The sequence below is a fragment of the Janthinobacterium sp. GW823-FHT06H09 genome (assembly GCF_058794735.1).
The window spans coordinates 456,640-475,278 of record NZ_JBXAHC010000002.1; the positions used below are offsets into that span (position 1 = coordinate 456,640).

Genomic DNA, 18,639 nt, shown 5'->3' on the forward strand with positions numbered 1-18,639 from the left:
CGACGCGCAGCAGGTTTGGTCAGGTGTACTCAGACAGGTGTTTTGAAGATCGGATCGACGATAAACTGCTGCGCCTTGATGCGCAAGGTGCGTTCCTCGTCCAGCTCGGCGCGCGTTTCGCCCAGCTCTTCGCGTTCCGCTTCCAGTTCCAGGCGGGCGGCCGCCAGTTCCGTTTCCACGCGCGTCAGGCTTTCCAGCTTAAGCTGGGCCTGGATCAGTTCCGCGCGCGCCGCTTCGGCAGCCTCTTCCAGGCGCGGTATTCCCTCGAGCTTGAATTGCGCCTTGGCCAGGTCCATGCGCGCCTGTTCGGCCGCCTCTTCCAGGCGTGGCAAGCCTTCCAGGCGCAGCTGCGCCTTGGCCAGGTCCGTTCTAGCCTGATTCGCCACCTGCCGCTCGCGCTCGAGTTCCTCGCGCAAGGTTTCCAGCTCGCCCGCCTGCAGGTCGAGCAACTCTTGCTGGCGCTCGTTCTCGCTGGCCAGGTCCATCAATTCCTGTTGATTGTCGTTCATCTCGGCTTCATGCGCGCTGTGGCTGGCGCTTAATTCCTGCCCTACATAATCGAGGATGGCTTGCTGCAGCACGGGCGACAGTTCGGCGGCGGCAGCGATCTGGCGCTGCGCGCCCGCCTTGCGACGCTGCAAGAGCTTGCTGATGGTACCCAGGCAGGCAGCGTTGCCCAGCCGTTCGCGCAAGGCGCGCACCGTGATGGCCTGGCCTTCACCCGCCATCGCTTCCATTGCCGCATTGATCTGTTCCGCGCTTACTTTTGCCATGTCGTCTGCTCTTGAATGTTGCCCAGGACAATCTTGCCCAGGGGCATTATCTTATGCCAGCGGCGGCAAAGCGTAAAGTATTTCTCAATAGAAATTGCAATTGCACAACGGAAGCGCGAGAAAACATGCGGGCTGGCGTGTTTTACTCTTCCAGCAAGCCGTTTTCCGTGAGCATATCCTGCACCAGTTCCAGGCGCAGCACGGGATTGTCCTGGCTCAGCAGCAATTGCTTTTGCATGGCGCTCAGGGACAGCAGCTCGCACCAGCGGTTCGCCACCCAGCCGCACTCGTCGAGGCGGTACGGCGGCTGCAGGGGCATTTGATCGGGCGGAATCTTTTGCTCCTGCAAGGTGCGGATCAGGGCACCGAGTGCGTCGGCCACGTTCTGCTGCTCCTGGGGGATGGGAATGGTTTTATCGGGCGGCAAGGTTTCGACCTGCGCCATCCACAAGCCGTTTTTCAACTGTTCGCTGGCGACGATATGAAAGCGCTGCATGCCCATGCATTTGATTTGCAGCAAGCCCGACAAGGGCGCGGCCCAGTCGATGACGCGCGCCAGGGTACCCACGGGCGCCAGGGTTTCCAGCTGGCGCGGCTTGCGCACTTCCGCGCCGTCCAGCAGCTGCACCACGCCGAACGGCTGCTCTCCCATGATGCACTGACGTATCATGTCCAGGTAGCGCACCTCGAAGATCTGCAGGGGCAGATAGCCATCGGGATACAGCACCGTATTGAGCGGGAACAAAGGTATCGAGGTCATGGCGCATGATGGCACGAATGCGATATCCGTGTTGCGCGCCTTGTGCGTCCTTTACTTATAAAAACGGCGCTTTTTCGCCCGCTCCGCCGCCTTCGGCGCCAGCACTTTCACGATCTTTTTCTGAATCGTGCCGCCGGCGGACGTGCCCGGCACGCGGTGTTCCGCCTCGAAACCGGGTTCCTCGTTGCGTTTGAGGGTTTGCCGCGTCAGCGCTTCCACGGCCGACAGCAATTCGACTTCGTCGGCGCAGACGAGGGAAATGGCTTCGCCCGAGGCGCCCGCGCGGCCCGTGCGGCCGATGCGGTGGATATAGTCTTCCGCCACCGTCGGCAAGTCGAAATTGACGACGACGGGCAACTGGTCGATGTCGAGGCCACGGGCGGCCACGTCGGTGGCCACCAGCACCTGCACCTCGGCCGATTTGAAACGGGCCAGCGCGCGCAAGCGGTTCGGCTGGGTCTTGTCGCCGTGGATGGAATCGGCGCGCACGCCCTGCTCCAGCAAGGTGTTCACCAGCAGCTCGACGCCCTTGCGCGTCTTGACGAAGACGAGGACCTGGCCCCAGCGCTTTTTCTTCAGCAAGTGCAAAAACAGTTCCGGCTTGCGTTTCTTGTCGCACACGATCACCGACTGCTTGACGGCTTTCACCGTGCTGTTGCGCGCGCTCACTTCCACCGACACGGGGTCTTTCAGCATGGTTTTCGCCATGGCGCGGATGGCGTCCGAGAACGTGGCAGAGAACAGCAGGGTCTGGCGCTGCTTGGGCATCGTCATCAGCAAAATATCGAGTTCGCGCTCGAAGCCCAGGTCCAGCATGCGGTCCGCCTCGTCCAGCACCAGCGTCTGCACCTGCTCGAACTTGACGGCGCCCTGCGTCTGCAAGTCCAGCAAACGGCCCGGCGTGGCCACCAGCACGTCGAGGCCCTTGCGCAGCTTGCTGATCTGCGGCTCGATGGGCACGCCGCCATAGGCGACAAAGCTGCGCAGCGGCAAGTTGCCGCCATAGCTGCGGAAGCTGGCATAGACTTGCTCGGCCAGCTCGCGCGTGGGCACCAGCACCAGCACGCGCACGCATTGCGGCGCCACCACGCCTTCCAGGGTCAGGCGCTGCAGCAGCGGCACGGCAAAGCCCGCCGTCTTGCCCGTGCCCGTCTGGGCGGCGGCCATCAGGTCGCGCCCGGCCAGCACGGCCGGGATTGCCTGTGCCTGCACGGGCGTGGGCTTGGCATAGCCGAGCTCATCGAGTTTGCGGGCCAGGGGATCGATCAGGCCGAGGGAGGAAAACGTCATGGGGAAAGCAATCTTGGCAAATGAAAAGGCGGCGCGCACGGGCTGGCCGCGCGCGCAATTGCCGAGATTATAGGCCAGCGGGGATGCCGGCCGGGGTTTCACCGTTAAAACAAACGCGTCAAAACTTCATTTCCAGGGTCGCGCGCGCCTGCGGCGAACTCGGCGAAATGCTGTTGCGCACGATCGTGCCGCTGGCATCCGTATAGATGGTGTCGCTTTCGAAGTCTTGCGCCAGCAGGTTAGACACGGCCAGGCGCAGCTGGTTCTTCGCATCGAATTTCCACAACGCATAAATGTCGAGGTCGCGCCGCGGCGACGTGTAGGCGCTCTGGCGCTCGGTGATGCGCACGGGGCCGCCATTGCGGAAGTTGAAGCTGCCGCCCGTGGTCAAGACGCCGTCCGGCGTCTTGTAGTCGAGACCGACATTGCCGCTGACGGGCGTTTGCTGGTCGAGCCGGTTGTTTGGCCCCGGCACCTGCTCCACTTGCGACCAGTTGCGGCTGACGCTGGCGCGCAGGTCGATGGCCGGCACGGGCGCGGCCAGCACGGCGCGCAGCGGGAACTTCGCTTCCAGTTCCAGTGTCTGCGTATTGGCGCGGCCATCGTTGACGGGCGTGGAGACCCAGCGCTCATTGATGAACAACAAACCCTGGCGCGTATAACCATCGATGCGGCGGGCCGAGGCGCGCGCGCTGAGCAAGGCACCTTCGGCCCAGTAGTGCTCGTAGGAAGCGTCGATGCCCAGCGCCAGTTCCGGTTTCAGGTAGGGATTGCCTTCGCGGTCAGGGTCCGTCTGGCTGTTGTTCGTCGAGGTATTGCGGCGCGGAATCAGGCTCGCCGTGGGCTGCGCCTTGTAGGTGCGCGTCAGGGCCAGGCGCACCTGGTCGCCCTTGGTATCGGGCAACTTCCACAGGGTTTGCAGCAGCGGGCTCCACACGCTGGTGCGCTGGTTCACTTCGTCGTAGGTATCGCCCGCGCTGCGCGTATCGATGCCTTCCCAGCGCACGCCCGCATACATGGACCAGCGCGGCGTGATTTCCCATTCATCCTGCACGTACAGGGCCAGGCGCTTGATGGTGGCGTCGAAACCCTCGTCGCTGTTGACGGGCGGACGCACGCCCAGGGCCGCTTCGCGCTGCCGGCGCGTTTCCTCGCGCTCCGTGTAGGCGCCATCCCAGCCCATCGACAGGGCATGGCCGGGCAGCAAGGGCGAGGAATACTTGCCGGTGGAACTGACGCCGTTTTCCGTCGCCTTCACGCCCACCTTGCGCTCGAGCGCCAGGCCGCTGCCGTCGATAAAGCCTTGCTGCAGGCTGTCGGACGTGTTGCGGGCGGCCGAGGCGCCGATCTTCAGCTCCAGTTTGGCGCCGCCGGCCAGCTTGTGCATCCACGTCAGGTCGCTGCGGCCGAAGGCGTTGTGGTTGCTGGAGCTGCCCGTATTCGTGTCGTAATCGGGGCGCACGCCCTGCTCCGTTTCCGCGCGGCTGAAATTGCGGTGATTCGAGCGTCCGCCGTTGAAAAAGAATTGCGCCGTCACGTTGTCGCCGTTGGCCAGCACCCAGTTCAGGCGCGGCGACAGATTGATGCCTTCCGGGCGGCCATCGCCCGTGCCGTTCGTGCGACGCAGCAGGTTTTGCCGGCCGTCGGGCGCGTAGCCCAGTTCCAGGCCGGGATTGTCGTAATGGTAGTCGTAGCGGTACAGCGAACCGGCCAGCGAGTATGAAAAATTGCCGTCGCGGTCGGACAGTTGCAGATTCACGCTGGGCGAAAAGCTCACGTCGCTGCCTTGCACACCCAGCTTGAGTTCGCGCTGCGCCGTCTTCACGGCTCTCTTGAGCACCACATTGATGGTGCCGGCGATCGACTGCGTGCTGTACTCGGCGCTGGCCGCGTGCAGGATCTCGATGCGCTCGATCACGTCGGGCGACAGGGTGTCGAGCGAAAAACCGGCCGGCGCCCGTTCGCCGTTGAGCAATATCTGCGTGTAGCCGCTGCCCAGGCCGCGCATGCGGATTTCGCCGCCCGAGCGCCCGGCCGCGCCGGACACGGTAATGCCGGGCAAGCGTTTGAGCACGTCGGTGACGTTCGTGTCGCCATACTTGAGGATTTCCTCGCTGCCCACGATCATCTTGCTGGCCGTATCGTCGCGGCGCGGATCGTAGCCGCTGCCCTTGACTTCGACGGTTTGCATGGGATTTTCAGCCTTTTCGGCCTTCAACGGCACGGCGGCGGTATCAACGGCCGGCGTTTCGGATTGCTGGGCATGGGCATTCCATGCAAGTAAAACGGCGGAACAAAGGACGGTGAGGCGGAGGCAACGGCGTGGCATCATGACCTGACTGAAAAAAGTTGGCTGAATAAAAATGGCTGAAAGCTAAAAAACAGGCCGCCGTATTGTGCTGTAATTTTTTCTGACTGGCACAGTTTCCTGAAAATATTTCCTATAGCAAATTAAATTCGGCGGCAGGCTGCGATACGCCCCCTTGCATACGGCGCATATCATTGCGCGCCACATCGCCGCTATAATGCGTTTTCACCATTGTTCCCATCACCCCGTCAAAGGCTTCCCATCGTGTCTGACCGTCTTGCCGTCCTGCCTCAATATCTGCTTCCAAAAGGAGCGTTGACCAACTTTGCCGGCCGGATCGCCGGCGCCAAAGGCGGCGCCATGACCACCCGTTTGATCCGCTGGTTCGTCGGCCGTTACAACGTCAACATGGATGAGGCGCTGGACCCGGACATCACGCACTACACGAGCTTCAACGACTTTTTCACGCGCGCGCTGCGCCCCGATGCCCGTCCGCTGGCCAAGGCCGACTACATCTGCCCCGTCGATGGCCGCATCAGCCAGTTCGGCAAGATCGACAAGGACCAGATCTTCCAGGCCAAGGGCCACAACTTCAGCACCACGGCCCTGGTGGGCGGCGACGCGGCCCTGGCGGCCCAGTTCGAACATGGCAGCTTCGCCAACCTGTACCTGAGCCCGCGCGACTACCACCGCATCCACATGCCGTGCGACGGCCGCTTGACGCGCATGATTTATGTGCCCGGTGAATTGTTCTCCGTCAACCCGACGACGGCGCGCGGCATTCCCGGCCTGTTCGCCCGCAACGAGCGCGTCGTCTGCGTGTTCGACACGGCCAACGGCCCCTTCGTCATGACCTTGGTGGGCGCCACCATCGTCGGCAGCATGGCCACCGTCTGGCACGGCGTCGTCAACCCGCCCCGCACGGGCGAGATCCGCGACTGGAGCTATGCGAACGACAATGTCGTGCTGAAACAGGGCGAAGAGCTGGGCCGCTTCCTGCTCGGTTCCACCGTCGTCATGCTGTTCCCGAAAGACACCGTGCAATTCAACGCCAACTGGCAACCGGCCGGCCCCGTGCAACTGGGCGAAGTCATGGGCAACGTGCCCAGCTAAGCCAACAGGATGCGCGCCTACACGGGCGCGTCCGTTTGATACATCTCTTCCATCAGATCGAGAAATGCCCGCGTCTTGGCCGGCATCAAACGCCGGCCGGGAAACACGGCCCAACCCGTGACGAGCGGAAAACTCCACTCCGGCAACACGCGCACCAATTCCCCCGTCGCCACATAGGCCTTGGCAAAGCGGTCCGTGCTGGCCGCGATGCCCACGCCCGTGCAGGCCATGCGCACCAGCAGTTCCGGCGAATTGGCCAGCAAGCGCACGGGCAGATCGCGCTCCCACGTCGTCTTGCCGCGGATCAAAGTCCAATGCACGAGGCCATGCACGGCGCGCGGCAAGCTCAGTAAATCGTGACCGTACAGATCGTCGGGATGCTCGGGCAAGCCGTGCACGCTCGTGTATTGCGGCGAGGCATACAAGGCCAGCGTACTGAAGGCCACGCGGCGCGCGGACAGGCTGGCGTCGTCGGGCAAGTTGCCCATGCGGATGGCCAGGTCGAAGTTCTCTTCCAGCAAATCCACGCGGCGCGCCGACAAGTCCAGTTCCAGCGAAATGGCCGGATAGCGGCGCACGAATTCGGCCAGCACCTGGCGCATCAGCGCGTCGCCGAAGTCGGCCGGCATAGAAATGCGCAGCAAGCCGCTGGGTCCCGCCTGGCGGTGCTGGGCCAGCGCGCCGGCCGCTTCCGTTTCCTCGACCACCTTGCGCGCATGTTCGAGCAGGCTGGCGCCAAATTCCGTCAGCGCCAGCTTGCGCGTGGTGCGCAGCAGCAGCCGCTCACCCAGTTTCGCTTCCAGCTGCGAGATACGGCGCGACAGGGTCGACTTGGGCAAGTCCACGCGCACGGCGGCGCGCGAAAAACTGCCGCACTCGACGACGCGGGCGAACAGCAATAAATCTCCGGGATCGATATCCATAGCTTTGATTGTTCCATGAGTGGATTAATGTTATCCATTTTAACGGCTTCCGGATGGTTTTTGGAATTGCTATAGTTCATCCATCGCAAGACACCTCACAACGGAGAAAACAAGATGAACATCCTGCAAATCAATTCCAGCGCCCGCAGCACCGGCTCCGCCTCGACCCGCCTGGCTGACGCCATCGTTGCCCGCGTACAAGCCGCCAATCCTGGCGCCGCCCTGGTCCGCCGCGACCTGGCTGCCCAACCGCACCCTGTGCTCGACGAGCCGACCCTGCAAGCGCTGTTCACGCCGGCCGACAAGCGCACGCCGGAACAGGCGGCCCGCATCGCCCTCGACGACGCGCTGATTGCGCAAGTACAAGCGGCCGACGTCATCGTCATCGGCGCGCCGATGTACAACTTCGGCATCACCGTGCAACTGAAAAGCTGGTTCGACGCGATTGCCCGCGCCAATGTCACCTTCAAGTACACGGAAAACGGTCCCGTGGGCCTGTTGACCGGCAAGAAAGTCTACGTGGGCCTGTCCCGCGGCGGCTTGCACCGCGACAGCGCCAACGATAGCCAGGTGCCTTACCTGAACACCATGTTCGGCTTCCTGGGCCTGACCGACGTACAGTACGTGTATTCGGAAGGCATGGGCATGGGCCCGGAAGCCGTGGCCAAGGCGCAAGCGCAAGCGGACGCCGAGATCAACGCGATCCTGGTGTAATTCCCAGCAGTGAAAGGGACGGCGCACTGGCGCCGTCCCGGCCTAGAGGAGAGAACAATGAGCGACACCACCACCGTCAACAAGCCACGCGCCGTCGAGCGCGTGATCGCCGGCCAGGCCGTCATGGATGGCGCCGGTGTGAAGATCAACCGCGTGCTGACGCAGCAGCTGCGGCGCCGTCTCGACCCGTTTTTGATGCTCGACAACTTTGCCAGCGACAAGCCGAACGACTATATCGCCGGCTTCCCCGAGCATCCGCACCGGGGTTTCGAGACGGTGTCGTACATGATCACGGGGCGCATGCGCCACAAGGACAGCGCGGGCCACGAAGGCTTGCTGACGTCGGGTGGCGTGCAATGGATGACGGCTGGCAGCGGCGTGATCCATTCGGAAATGCCGGAGCAGGAAGAAGGCGTGATGGAAGGTTTTCAGCTGTGGCTGAACCTGCCCGCGCGCGACAAGATGCGCACGCCGTGGTACCGCGATTTCACGAGCAGCGAAATCCCCCGCTACACGACGGACGCAGGCGTGGCCGTGCAAGTGATCGCCGGCGAGAGCCATGGCGTGACGGGCGCCGTGCAGCGCGAATTGACGGAACCGCTGTACCTCGATATCGACTTGCCAGCTGGCAGCAGCTTCGAGCAGCCCTTGCCGCCAGGCCATAACGCCTTCCTGTACACGTTCCGCGGCGAAGTGCGAGTCGATGGCAAGGCCGTGCCCGCCCTGCGCATGGCCATCTTCGCCAACACACCGGGCAGCGACGGCGTGCGCATCGAGGCACCGGAAGGCGGCCGCGTGATCCTCGTCGCCGGCCAGCCCTTGAACGAGCCGATCGCGCAGTATGGCCCGTTTGTCATGAATACCCAGGCGGAAGTATTCCAGGCCGTACAGGATTTCCGCGAAGGCAAGTTTGGCGAGACGGCCGCGCAGTAAATGATGTATCTCAGCAAAAACCTGCAGTGCCTTTAGGCCTGCAGGTTTTTTTACGTGCCGACTATGTTGTTGCTTTTCAATTACACTGGCGGCAACCTCATTCAACAAAGCATTCCATGCAGCCGACCCACACCGAACACGACGCCACCCATTTGCACGCCCACCTGAAAGGCGACGCCAAGCACACCCACTCTTTCGAGGGGCGCAGCCAGAGCATCCTCGCGTGGGCGCTGGGCCTGACCCTGTCATTTGCCGGCATCGAGGTGGCGGCCGGCTTCCTGTCCAATTCGCTGGCCCTGATTTCCGATGCGGGCCACATGGTCACGGACGCGGCCGCGCTGGGCCTGGCCCTGCTGGCGCAGATCATCGCGCGCCGCCCGCCCTCGCCGCGCCACTCGTTCGGCTTCGGCCGCGCCGAAGCACTGGCCGCCTTCGTCAACGGCCTGGCCATGCTGTGCGTGGTGGGCTGGATCTGCTATGAAGCCGTGCTGCGTTTTTCCGCCCCGCAACCCGTCAAGGGCGGCATGGTCTTCATCGTCGCCTTCATCGGCCTGGCGATCAACGTGGTGGTGGCGTGGGTACTGTCGAAAGACAAGCAAAGCGTGAACACGCGCGCCGCCCTCGTGCACGTGATGGGCGATTTGCTCGGCTCGGTCGCCGCCATCGTCGCGGGCGCCGTAATTTACTTTACGGGCTGGATGCAGATCGACCCGCTGCTGTCCGTGCTGGTATCGCTGCTGATCCTGAAATCGACGTTCGGGGTATTGAAAGAGTCCTACCACTTCCTGATGGAAGGCGTGCCCCTGCACATCGACTACATCGAAGTGGGCACGGACGTCGAGCAAGTGGACGGCGTAATCGCCGTGCACGATCTGCATGTGTGGGACATGTCGCCGGGCCAACCGGCCCTGATCGGCCACGTGGAAATCGAACACCTCGACCATTGGCCGAAGGTCTTGCGCGCGATCAAGAAGATGTTGCTGGCCAAGCATGGCATCGACCATATTACTTTGCAGCCGGAGACGGCGGCAATGGCGGGGTTACATCAGGGTGACAAGACGCATTAATTGAACCCAACGGCAAAGACCGGGGTCAGACCCGCCGGGTCTGACCCCAGCCTCTGCTCTCGGGGTAACTCCAACTAACTGCGCCGCGCTTCCAGGACCCCACTCACATCCTTGATCACATTCAGCGCCTTCAACAGCTGCGCCGTCGAGCTGATCTCGGCCGTAAACGTCATGCGGGCCTGGCCCTTGGCGCTTTGGGTGTTGACGCCGATGACGTTGATCTTTTCGCGCGAAAAGATTTCGGAGATATCGCGCAGCAAGCCCTGGCGGTCGCCTGCCAGAATAAAGATGTCGACCGGATACACGGTGTCGTGGCCGCCCGTGCTGCCCCATTCGGTAAAAATCACGCGCTCGGGCGATTTGGCGCGCATTTCCTCGAAGTTTTTACAGGTGGCGCGGTGGATGGAAACGCCCTTGCCGCGCGTCACAAAACCGACGATGCTGTCCGGCGGCGCCGGCTTGCAGCACTTGGCCAGCACCGTCATCAAGCCTTCCGTACCGACCACCAGCACGCCGGACTTGGCGCCCTGCTCCACGCTGGAAGCGCGGCTTTTACCCACCAGCACGGCGTCTTCCGGCACCACCACTTCACCATTGTCGTGCAGCGCCTGCTCCACGTGGCGCAGGCTGAATTCATCCTTGCCGACAGACAGGAACAGCTCGTCGACCTTGGCAAAGCCCAGCTTTTGCGCCAGCGCCTCGAGGTTGACGGCCGTCTTGCCTTCGCGCTGCAGGGATTTTTCCACCAGCGCGCGGCCGTGGGCCAGGGTTTCCTGCATGTCGATGGCATGGAACCAGGCACGGATCTTCGAGCGCGTGCGCGTGCTGACGGCGTAGCCGGCGCTGAGCCAGTCGCGCGACGGCCCGGCCGTGCCCGGCGCGCCCTTGGCCGTGATGATTTCGCAGGTCTGGCCGTTCTTCAGCTGGGTATTCAGGGGCACCATGATACCGTCGACCTTGGCGCCGCGGCAGCGGTGGCCCACGTCCGTGTGCAGGTGATAGGCAAAGTCGACGGGCGTGGCGCCCACGGGCAATTCCAGCACGCGCGCCTGCGGCGTCATGACGAAGATGCGGTCGTCCAGGGTGGCGGACTTGAGCTTTTCCACCCATTCGCGCTGGATTTCCTCCTGGCCCACGACGGCGTCGGCCACCTCCGTTTTCCAGGCCAGCAACTGGCGCAGCCAGGCGATCTTTTCATCGTACTTCTGGCCGGCAAAGTTCGAGCCGCCCTCTTCCTTGTAGCGCCAGTGCGCAGCCACGCCGTATTCGGCAAAGCTGTGCATTTCATTCGTGCGGATTTGCACTTCCAGCGGCCGGCCATCCTCGGCCGTCACCACCGTGTGCAGCGACTGGTAACCGTTCGGTTTCGGGCGCGAAATGTAATCGTCGAATTCTTTCGGGATGGGGGTCCAGATATTGTGGACCACGCCCAGCACCGTGTAGCAAGTTTTCACGTCGGCAACGATGACGCGGAAGGCGCGCACATCGTACAGGGCCGTGAAGTCGAGCTCCTTGCCGCGCATCTTGTTCCAGATGCTGTAAATGTGTTTTGGGCGGCCAAACACTTCCGCCTGGATACCGGCCGAAGCCAGTTCCGTCTGCAGGCGCAGAATCGCCGAGGACACGAAGCCCTCGCGCATCATGCGCTTTTCTTCCAGCATCTTGGCGATGCGTTTATACGCTTCCGGTTCGATGAAGCGGAACGACAAATCTTCCAGTTCCCACTTCAGTTGCCAGATGCCGAGGCGGTTGGCCAGCGGCGCGTACAAATCCAGCGTTTCCTTGCCGTACTCGCGCGTCATTTCATTGAACAGCTTTAAGTCGGCAAAGTAACGCAAGGTCGTCACGCAGGCGGCCAGACGCACCAGCACGACACGCATGTCGGACGCCATCGCCAGCAACATCTTGCGCAAGGTTTCCACCTGGGCCACGGCTTGCTGCGCCGCATTCTTGCCGCGCCCGGCAGCGCCGCCGTGCTGCGCCTGGGTCAGCGCACGCAAACGGATCAGCTGGCGCACGCCTGTCGCCAGGTCGCACACCTGCTTGCCGAAGCGCGGCTCGATGTCGGCCGCAGTGTCGGGTTCCAGCAAGGTCAGCTCGAACATCAGGCCGGCGATGCGTGTTTCCGCATCGCTGCGCAGGAACGCCAGCGTCGTGGCCACGCCGATGGCGAAGTCCAGCGCGGAGCGGCCGGCAAAGGTCTGCTTGTCGCCATACGCTGCGGTGGCATACGCGAGCGCGTCCAGCACGCGCGCGCAGTCCGGCGCACTCAAGCCCTCTACCAGTTGTTCCGAGGTGGCGCTATTCGGGGCCGAGATGGAAACCATGTGATACCTTATAAACTTAACAACTCAATAACTTAGCGCTCTGCAGCGATGATGACGATTTCTACCAAGCAAGCCGGATTGGCCAGTTTCGCTTCCACGGTGGCGCGCGGCGGCGTGTGGCCGGAAGCGACCCAGTCGTCCCACACTTCATTCATGCCGTCGAAATCCTTCATGTCGGCAATGTAGATCTGGCACGACAGGATGCACGTCTTGTCGCTGCCCGCTTCCATCAGCAAACGGTCGACGTGGCCGAGCACTTCACGCGTCTGGCCGACGATGCCTTGCGTGGTGTCTTCCGCGATCTGTCCCGCCAGGTAGATGGTGTTGTTGTGTATCGCTACTTCAGAAAGGCGTTTGCCTACGTGCAGTCGTGTAATTTCCATGCTTCTTCTTTCGGTTGTTTCAAAATCTGTACAGCGGTATTGCTTGTTGCCTTCTTACTTGCCCAGCAAAAACTTGCGCGCGATGGCAATCTGGTCGTCGTGGACGAAAGTGGGCGCATGGCCCACGCCGGCGATTTCCACCAGTTCCGCTTTCGGGCCGCGGCCCAGCATGATCTGCGCCGTCGCGTGCGACAGCAGATCGGATTCCGAGCCGCGCACCAGCAAGGTGGGGCAGCGCACGGCATCGTACGCGGCCCACAGCATGGCTTCGTCGCTGGCCGCCGATTCCGGCGTGGCCGAGCGGAACGGCATGGCCAGTCCCATATCATAGTGACGGCGCCAATGGCCATCCTTGTCCTGCCGCAACACATCGACTGCCAGTTTATGCCATTCCGCATCCGTGTGCGGGCCGAAGCTGGCGGACACGTCGCGCACAAATTTGGCGCCCTGCTCGAAGGTATCGAAACGCAAGTCCTGGCCGATGTAGTCGCCGATGCGCTGCAAGGCTTCCGGCGCCAGGGTCGGGCCGATATCGTTCAATACCAGCTTGCTGATCGGGCTGTGCGGCAACGAGGCCAGGCCCAGGCCGATCAAGCCGCCCATCGAGGTGCCGAACCAGTCCACCGTCTGGCGCTCGCCATTGGCCAGCACGCGCGCCAGCAGGGTCACCATGTCGCTCACATACTGGGGCACGCGGTAGAACTGGGGATTGGCCAGCCAGCCCGAGCGCCCGCGTCCCACCACGTCGGGGCAGATCACGCGGTAATCGCTGGCCATGGCGCGCGCCAGGTTGTCGAAGTCGTCCGCCACGCGCGTCACGCCATGGGCGCAGACGAGCACGTTCGGATTGTCGGGCGCGCCCCACTCCTTGTACGACATGGTGTGCAGGCCTGCGGGGGAGATGCACTGGACGGATTTGATGCTCGCTTCGATCATTCGATTTCCTTATTCGATATAAAAAGAGCACCGCTTTCTGCCTGCCAAGGGATGTCCCGCGCGCGACGCTACGGCAGTGTAGCGCAGCGCGGGCAATGCTCCAAGCGCGCGGCTGAAATGCTGCGCCGCAGCATAGCACTGGCACATTCGCCATGGCGCAATACCCGATATAGCGAAACTGCATATCTGCGGTTATCCACAATTGAGCACGCCTGCCAATGGGCGGATGATTCGCAGCATCAACCCGCAAGAGGAGACCACTCGTGAAAAAACCATTCTATAAAATCCTGTACGTGCAGGTGCTGTTCGCCATCGTGGCTGGCGTGCTGCTGGGGGTGTTCTACCCTTCGAACGCCGTCGACATGAAACCGCTGGGCGACGGCTTTATCAAACTGATCAAGATGATCATCGCCCCCGTGATCTTCTGTACCGTGGTCTCCGGCATCGCCGGCATGCAGGACGTCAAGAAAATCGGCCGCGTGGGCGGCAAGGCGCTGCTGTACTTCGAAGTGGTCTCCACCTTCGCGCTGGCCATCGGCTTGCTGGTTGCTAACATCCTGAAACCGGGCGCCGGCTTCAACGCCGATCCGGCCCACCTCGATGCCAAGTCGATCGCGCAATACACGCACGCCGAAGGCATGAGCACCGTCGACTTCCTGATGAATATTATCCCGAAGACCTTCGTCGATGCCTTCGCCAAGGGCGACATCCTGCAAGTGCTGTTGATCGCCATCCTGTTCGGCTTCTCGCTGTCCCTGCTGGGCGAGCGTGGCCGTCCCGTCACCAAGCTGATCGACGAACTGTCGCATGCCATCTTCGGCATGGTCAACATCATCATGAAAGTCGCACCGATCGGCGCGTTCGGCGCGATGGCCTTTACCATCGGCAAATACGGCCTGGCTTCGCTGATCCCGCTGGCTAAACTGATGGGTTCGTTCTACCTGACCTGCTTCCTGTTCGTCTTCGTCGTGCTGGGCCTGATCGCCAAGTACACGGGCTTCTCCATCGGCCGCTTCTTGTTGTACATCAAGGAAGAATTGCTGATCGTGCTCGGTACCAGCTCGTCGGAATCGGCGCTGCCGGCCCTGATGAAGAAACTCGAGCGCCTGGGCTGCTCCAAGCCAGTCGTCGGCCTGGTCGTGCCGACCGGCTACTCGTTCAACCTGGACGGCACTAATATCTACATGACCATGGCCGCCCTGTTTGTTGCACAGGCAACCAACACGGAACTGACGATCTGGCAAGAGCTCACCATCCTGGGCGTGGCGATGCTGACGTCGAAAGGCGCGTCCGGCATCACGGGCGCCGGCTTCATCACCCTGGCCGCCACCCTGGCCGTGGTGCCGACGATTCCCGTGGCCGGCATGGCGCTGATCCTGGGTATCGACCGCTTCATGAGCGAATGCCGCGCGCTGACCAACTTTGTCGGTAACGGCGTGGCCACCATCGTCGTGTCGAAATGGGAAAAGGAACTGGACATGGACAAGCTGCACAGCGAGCTGGCCCATCCCACCCACCCGACCGAGGACGCCTACGTTGCACCGACCGTCAATATCGTCAAGTAAACCCGCCAAGCAAGCAGTACTCTCCATTGAAAAGCCCCGCAGAGCGATCTGCGGGGCTTTTTGCATGCGCGAGGGGTTTTTTATTGCATCATCAACATATGGTAAATCATGCATCAATATTTCATCAGATGATCAATGAATGAAAAACCATTACAGTGCCGTCTATTGTTCGCCGCCAGGCTCCCGCATAATGACATTGCGTTAATGCAAGCCAGACACCGAACCATCCACCTTTGAATGGAGTACGCCATGTCCCTCTCGCCCGCCCTCTACGCCACCTGGTCCCCACGCTTGCTGGGCTTGCTGCGCATCATCCTCGGCCTCCTTTTCCTGCAACATGGCACGGCAAAACTGTTCGGTGCGCCGCACGTGGCCATGTTCGACGGCTTGCAACTGTTTTCCCTGATGGGCGCGGCCGGCGTCATCGAGCTGGTAGGCGGCAGCTTGCTGCTGCTCGGCCTGTTCACGCGCCCCGTCGCCTTCATCCTGTCGGGCCAGATGGCAGCCGCCTATTTCATCGCGCATGCGCCTGCCGGCTTTTTACCGATCCTGAACGGCGGCGAAATGGCCGTGATGTACTGCTTCACCTTCCTGTACTTCGCAGTTGCAGGCGCTGGCGCTTACAGCCTGGACGGTTTGCGCGGCAAGGCTGGCGCCGCATAAACGACCGGGCTAGCGCGAGCACTCCAACGGATAGGGCCGTTGCTCGATCACACTCTGCATGCGCAACGGCGCACTGCCGGCAACGGTCCTCACTTGCAGGGCCGGGGCCTGCATGGCGCCGTCGGGCAATACCCTGTCCTCGCAATGGCTGAACAAATTGGCCGGCCGGTCGCCGATCGACCAATGCGCCAGGCCCAGCGGATCGCCAGCTAGCTGCAACGGCGGGAGCGCATAATCTTGCGCCAGGCCCGTCATCATCCACGCCAGCGACAGGTCGGACAACGACCGTGAATCGGCGTAACCACCACCGATATCGGCATGCGATCCGGGAAACCAGAGTTCGCTGACGCTCGTGTAGTCCGCATTAATGGGCGGACACAGCAAGATGGGATGGAAGCGGCTGCGCTTTTCATCGCGCGACACGGCGTGCAGGATGCGGCGGATCGGCGGATAGGAATCGGACTTGTAGCGGTCGCCGTCCCTGCCGTCGCTCATTTCCTTGCACACACCGAAGTCCTTGAACAGGGAACCGGGCACGGTATCCCACAGGCCGAGAAATTGGATTTCCACCGGCACCACGGCAACCTTGAAACGTTCGCGCAGTTCTTTACCGGCGATCGGCTCCTGTCCCGGCCGCCACCCCTTCCACGCATCCACATAGGCTTCATCGTTCTTGCGCTTGACCACTTCGAGGATGGCGTTATCGCGCCGAAGCCGTTGTTCGATATCGTCTTCCGACCTGGCCGGCACGCCCGCATAGGCGATCAGGCCAGCCAGTGCGCGGGCCTGGTGGGCGCCACGGCTGAAGCCCAAAATGTAGAGCTTGTCACCGGGGCGAAACGCCTGCGCGACGAAGTCATAGCCGCGCAGGATACGCGGCTCCATGCCAAGGCCGAGACTGGCGCCCAGCACGGGACTTTCGACGCTGCCCACGCCTTCGATATAGATGGCGCTGGTCTGCGCCTCGTCGGCATGGAGCACCGCATCAAAGACCCGGCGCACATTGGTCCCGGAGGCGCTGTCATTGCGCGTCCCATCCAGAAAGACAAAGATGTTTTTTGCCAGGGCGGGATCGCCCGTAAATACTTTCTCCGTCACCACCGGGTTGACGTGCTCGCCGCCGGCGGCAGCACAGGCGGACAGCAACGCCGCCAAGCCCGCTGCCAACACACTCCCTGCCATGCGCCTCAGTAGTGGCGATGCGTACCAGTTTGCCTTCATGACTGCTCCTTGTCGTGACTTCGTCTGCCCTGCACCGCTCCAGCATAGGCACACTCCAGGGACAGCCTTAGACATGGCGCAGACGTAGTGCGTGCGCGGCGAAAAAAAAGCGGACATCGCTGTCCGCTTTTTTTATGCATGCAACGATCCGTTTATACGGCGGAAACGTCCAGTTCCGCGCCCGTGGCCGCCTGCACCTGCTCCTTGGTCACGCCCGGCGCCAGTTCCACCAGCTTCAAGCCGTTTTCCGTCACGTCGATGACGCCCAGGTCGCTGATGATGACGTCGACCACGCCCACGCCCGTCAGCGGCAGGTCGCACTGCTTGAGCAACTTGTGCGACGTCGTGCCATCCTTGGCCGTGGCCACGTGCTCCATCAGCACGACGACGCGCTTGACGCCGGCGACGAGGTCCATCGCGCCGCCCATGCCCTTGACCATCTTGCCTGGAATCATCCAGTTCGCCAGGTCGCCCTTTTCCGATACTTGCATGGCGCCCAGGATGGCCAGGTTGATCTTGCCGCCGCGAATCATGCCGAATGAATCGGCCGAGCTGAAGTAAGCGGCGCCGGGCAAGGCCGTCACCGTCTGCTTGCCAGCGTTGATCAGGTCGGCATCAACCTCATCTTCGGTGGGAAACGGGCCGATGCCCAGCAAGCCGTTTTCCGACTGCAAAAACACTTCGATATTGTCCGGCACATAGTTGGCCACCAGGGTCGGCAAGCCGATGCCCAGATTCACATAAAAGCCATCCTGCAATTCTTTTGCCGCGCGCGCGGCCATTTCATCTCTTGTCCAAGCCATGATCATCTCCCAATCTTGTATTTAGTCGGCGCGCACGGTGCGCTGCTCGATGCGTTTTTCCGGGTTCGCGTTGACCACGATGCGGTGCACGAAGATGCTCGGCGTGTGGACCTGGTCCGGGTCGATCTCGCCCACTTCGACCAGTTTTTCCACTTCGACGATGGTGATCTTGCCCGCCATGGCCACGTTCGGGTTGAAGTTGCGCGCCGTCTTGCGGTAGATCAGGTTGCCCGCACGGTCGGCCATGTAGGCTTTGACCAGGGCCACGTCGGCCACGAGGCTGCGTTCCATCACGTATTGTTCGCCGTCGAATTCGCGCAGTTCCTTGCCGTCGGCAACGATGGTGCCCACGCCCGTCTTGGTGAAGAAGGCGGGGATGCCGGCGCCACCGGCGCGCAGTTTCTCGGCCAGGGTGCCTTGCGGCGTGAATTCCAGCTCCAGTTCGCCGGCCAGGTACTGGCGCGCGAATTCCTTGTTTTCACCCACGTAGGAGGCGATCATTTTCTTGATCTGGCGCGTGGTCAGCAACTGGCCCAGGCCAAAGCCGTCCACGCCCGCGTTGTTGGAAATGGCGGTCAGGCCCGTCACGCCCGAATCGCGCAAGGCGCCGATCAGGGCTTCGGGAATGCCGCACAGGCCGAAGCCGCCGACGGCGATGGTCTGGCCATCTTGGACGATACCGGCCAGCGCCGAGGCGGCGTCAGGATAAACTTTATTCATGGGTGTCCCTCTATCTTTTGTTAAGCTTTGGTCTTGAGTCCATGACTCAGGCAGCGTCTCAGCATAAAATACGCGAGTGGAAAGTACAATACCGTAGAACTACCGGCGCCGTGCCGGCAATCCCCCTGTGAGAGTGATAC

At 62.2% G+C, this 18,639-nt stretch carries 17 protein-coding genes; 6 read left to right on the forward strand and 11 right to left on the reverse strand.

Annotated elements, in window-relative coordinates; all coding sequences use genetic code 11:
- Positions 1-29: 29 nt before the first annotated feature.
- From AC1Q6X_RS04385 to AC1Q6X_RS04400, 4 genes are all read right to left on the reverse strand, one after another.
- The gene (locus AC1Q6X_RS04385) at positions 30-773 is read right to left on the reverse strand and encodes a DNA-binding protein (RefSeq protein WP_492420436.1); all 744 of its coding nucleotides are present in this window, start codon (positions 771-773) and stop codon (positions 30-32) included.
- A 142-nt stretch (positions 774-915) separates the two neighbouring features.
- Positions 916-1,533, reverse strand: a complete 618-nt coding sequence (locus AC1Q6X_RS04390; RefSeq protein WP_492495350.1) for an LON peptidase substrate-binding domain-containing protein — start codon at positions 1,531-1,533, stop codon at positions 916-918.
- Positions 1,534-1,584: 51 nt separating this feature from the next.
- Positions 1,585-2,823, reverse strand: coding sequence for a DEAD/DEAH box helicase (locus tag AC1Q6X_RS04395; protein WP_070221583.1), 1,239 nt, complete (start codon positions 2,821-2,823; stop codon positions 1,585-1,587).
- A 118-nt stretch (positions 2,824-2,941) separates the two neighbouring features.
- Positions 2,942-5,014 carry a TonB-dependent receptor plug domain-containing protein gene (locus AC1Q6X_RS04400; RefSeq protein ID WP_492495353.1) on the reverse strand — a complete coding sequence of 691 codons (2,073 nt, stop codon included), beginning with the start codon at positions 5,012-5,014 and terminating at the stop codon, positions 2,942-2,944.
- A gap of 381 nt (positions 5,015-5,395) precedes the next feature.
- Here AC1Q6X_RS04400 and asd point away from each other — a divergent pair, with 381 nt between their 5' ends.
- Positions 5,396-6,244 (forward strand): archaetidylserine decarboxylase, encoded by an 849-nt coding sequence (asd, locus tag AC1Q6X_RS04405; protein ID WP_070221551.1) that lies wholly within the window; start codon positions 5,396-5,398, stop codon positions 6,242-6,244.
- Between the two features lie 17 nt (positions 6,245-6,261).
- On the opposite strand, the gene AC1Q6X_RS04410 is transcribed toward asd, so the two are convergent.
- Positions 6,262-7,167: a LysR family transcriptional regulator gene (locus tag AC1Q6X_RS04410; RefSeq protein ID WP_070311834.1), complete on the reverse strand. Its 906-nt coding sequence runs from the start codon at positions 7,165-7,167 to the stop codon at positions 6,262-6,264.
- A 114-nt stretch (positions 7,168-7,281) separates the two neighbouring features.
- Between AC1Q6X_RS04410 and AC1Q6X_RS04415 the strand changes: the two genes are divergently transcribed.
- The 3 genes from AC1Q6X_RS04415 to AC1Q6X_RS04425 all read left to right on the forward strand — a co-directional run bounded on the left by AC1Q6X_RS04415 (position 7,282) and on the right by AC1Q6X_RS04425 (position 9,881).
- A complete protein-coding gene (locus AC1Q6X_RS04415) occupies positions 7,282-7,881 on the forward strand; it encodes an FMN-dependent NADH-azoreductase (protein WP_070287943.1) in 600 nt (199 codons plus the stop codon).
- A gap of 57 nt (positions 7,882-7,938) precedes the next feature.
- Entirely contained in the window at positions 7,939-8,814 is an 876-nt protein-coding gene (locus AC1Q6X_RS04420) for a pirin family protein (RefSeq protein ID WP_492495356.1), read from the forward strand.
- Positions 8,815-8,930: 116 nt separating this feature from the next.
- On the forward strand, positions 8,931-9,881 hold the full coding sequence (locus AC1Q6X_RS04425; protein ID WP_070221555.1) for a cation diffusion facilitator family transporter: 951 nt from the start codon (positions 8,931-8,933) through the stop codon (positions 9,879-9,881).
- Positions 9,882-9,955: 74 nt separating this feature from the next.
- On the opposite strand, the gene AC1Q6X_RS04430 is transcribed toward AC1Q6X_RS04425, so the two are convergent.
- From AC1Q6X_RS04430 to AC1Q6X_RS04440, 3 genes are read right to left on the reverse strand one after another with little or no spacing between them, the layout of a single operon-like run.
- Positions 9,956-12,208: a RelA/SpoT family protein gene (locus tag AC1Q6X_RS04430; RefSeq protein ID WP_070221556.1), complete on the reverse strand. Its 2,253-nt coding sequence runs from the start codon at positions 12,206-12,208 to the stop codon at positions 9,956-9,958.
- A 32-nt stretch (positions 12,209-12,240) separates the two neighbouring features.
- Complete coding sequence (locus AC1Q6X_RS04435; RefSeq protein ID WP_070221557.1) at positions 12,241-12,591, reverse strand: RidA family protein; 351 nt, start codon at positions 12,589-12,591, stop codon at positions 12,241-12,243.
- A 54-nt stretch (positions 12,592-12,645) separates the two neighbouring features.
- On the reverse strand, positions 12,646-13,527 hold the full coding sequence (locus AC1Q6X_RS04440; protein ID WP_121669202.1) for an alpha/beta fold hydrolase: 882 nt from the start codon (positions 13,525-13,527) through the stop codon (positions 12,646-12,648).
- A 263-nt stretch (positions 13,528-13,790) separates the two neighbouring features.
- Between AC1Q6X_RS04440 and AC1Q6X_RS04445 the strand changes: the two genes are divergently transcribed.
- Both AC1Q6X_RS04445 and AC1Q6X_RS04450 read left to right on the forward strand, forming a co-directional pair.
- Positions 13,791-15,092 (forward strand): dicarboxylate/amino acid:cation symporter, encoded by a 1,302-nt coding sequence (locus tag AC1Q6X_RS04445; RefSeq protein ID WP_492495359.1) that lies wholly within the window; start codon positions 13,791-13,793, stop codon positions 15,090-15,092.
- Between the two features lie 249 nt (positions 15,093-15,341).
- Positions 15,342-15,755, forward strand: coding sequence for a DoxX family protein (locus AC1Q6X_RS04450; protein WP_492495361.1), 414 nt, complete (start codon positions 15,342-15,344; stop codon positions 15,753-15,755).
- A 9-nt stretch (positions 15,756-15,764) separates the two neighbouring features.
- On the opposite strand, the gene AC1Q6X_RS04455 is transcribed toward AC1Q6X_RS04450, so the two are convergent.
- From AC1Q6X_RS04455 to AC1Q6X_RS04465, 3 genes are all read right to left on the reverse strand, one after another.
- A complete protein-coding gene (locus tag AC1Q6X_RS04455) occupies positions 15,765-16,976 on the reverse strand; it encodes a phospholipase effector Tle1 domain-containing protein (protein ID WP_492495363.1) in 1,212 nt (403 codons plus the stop codon).
- A gap of 152 nt (positions 16,977-17,128) precedes the next feature.
- A complete protein-coding gene (locus AC1Q6X_RS04460) occupies positions 17,129-17,779 on the reverse strand; it encodes a CoA transferase subunit B (protein WP_070221586.1) in 651 nt (216 codons plus the stop codon).
- A 21-nt stretch (positions 17,780-17,800) separates the two neighbouring features.
- Positions 17,801-18,499 carry a CoA transferase subunit A gene (locus AC1Q6X_RS04465; RefSeq protein ID WP_070289089.1) on the reverse strand — a complete coding sequence of 233 codons (699 nt, stop codon included), beginning with the start codon at positions 18,497-18,499 and terminating at the stop codon, positions 17,801-17,803.
- Between the last annotated feature and the right edge of the window lie 140 nt (positions 18,500-18,639).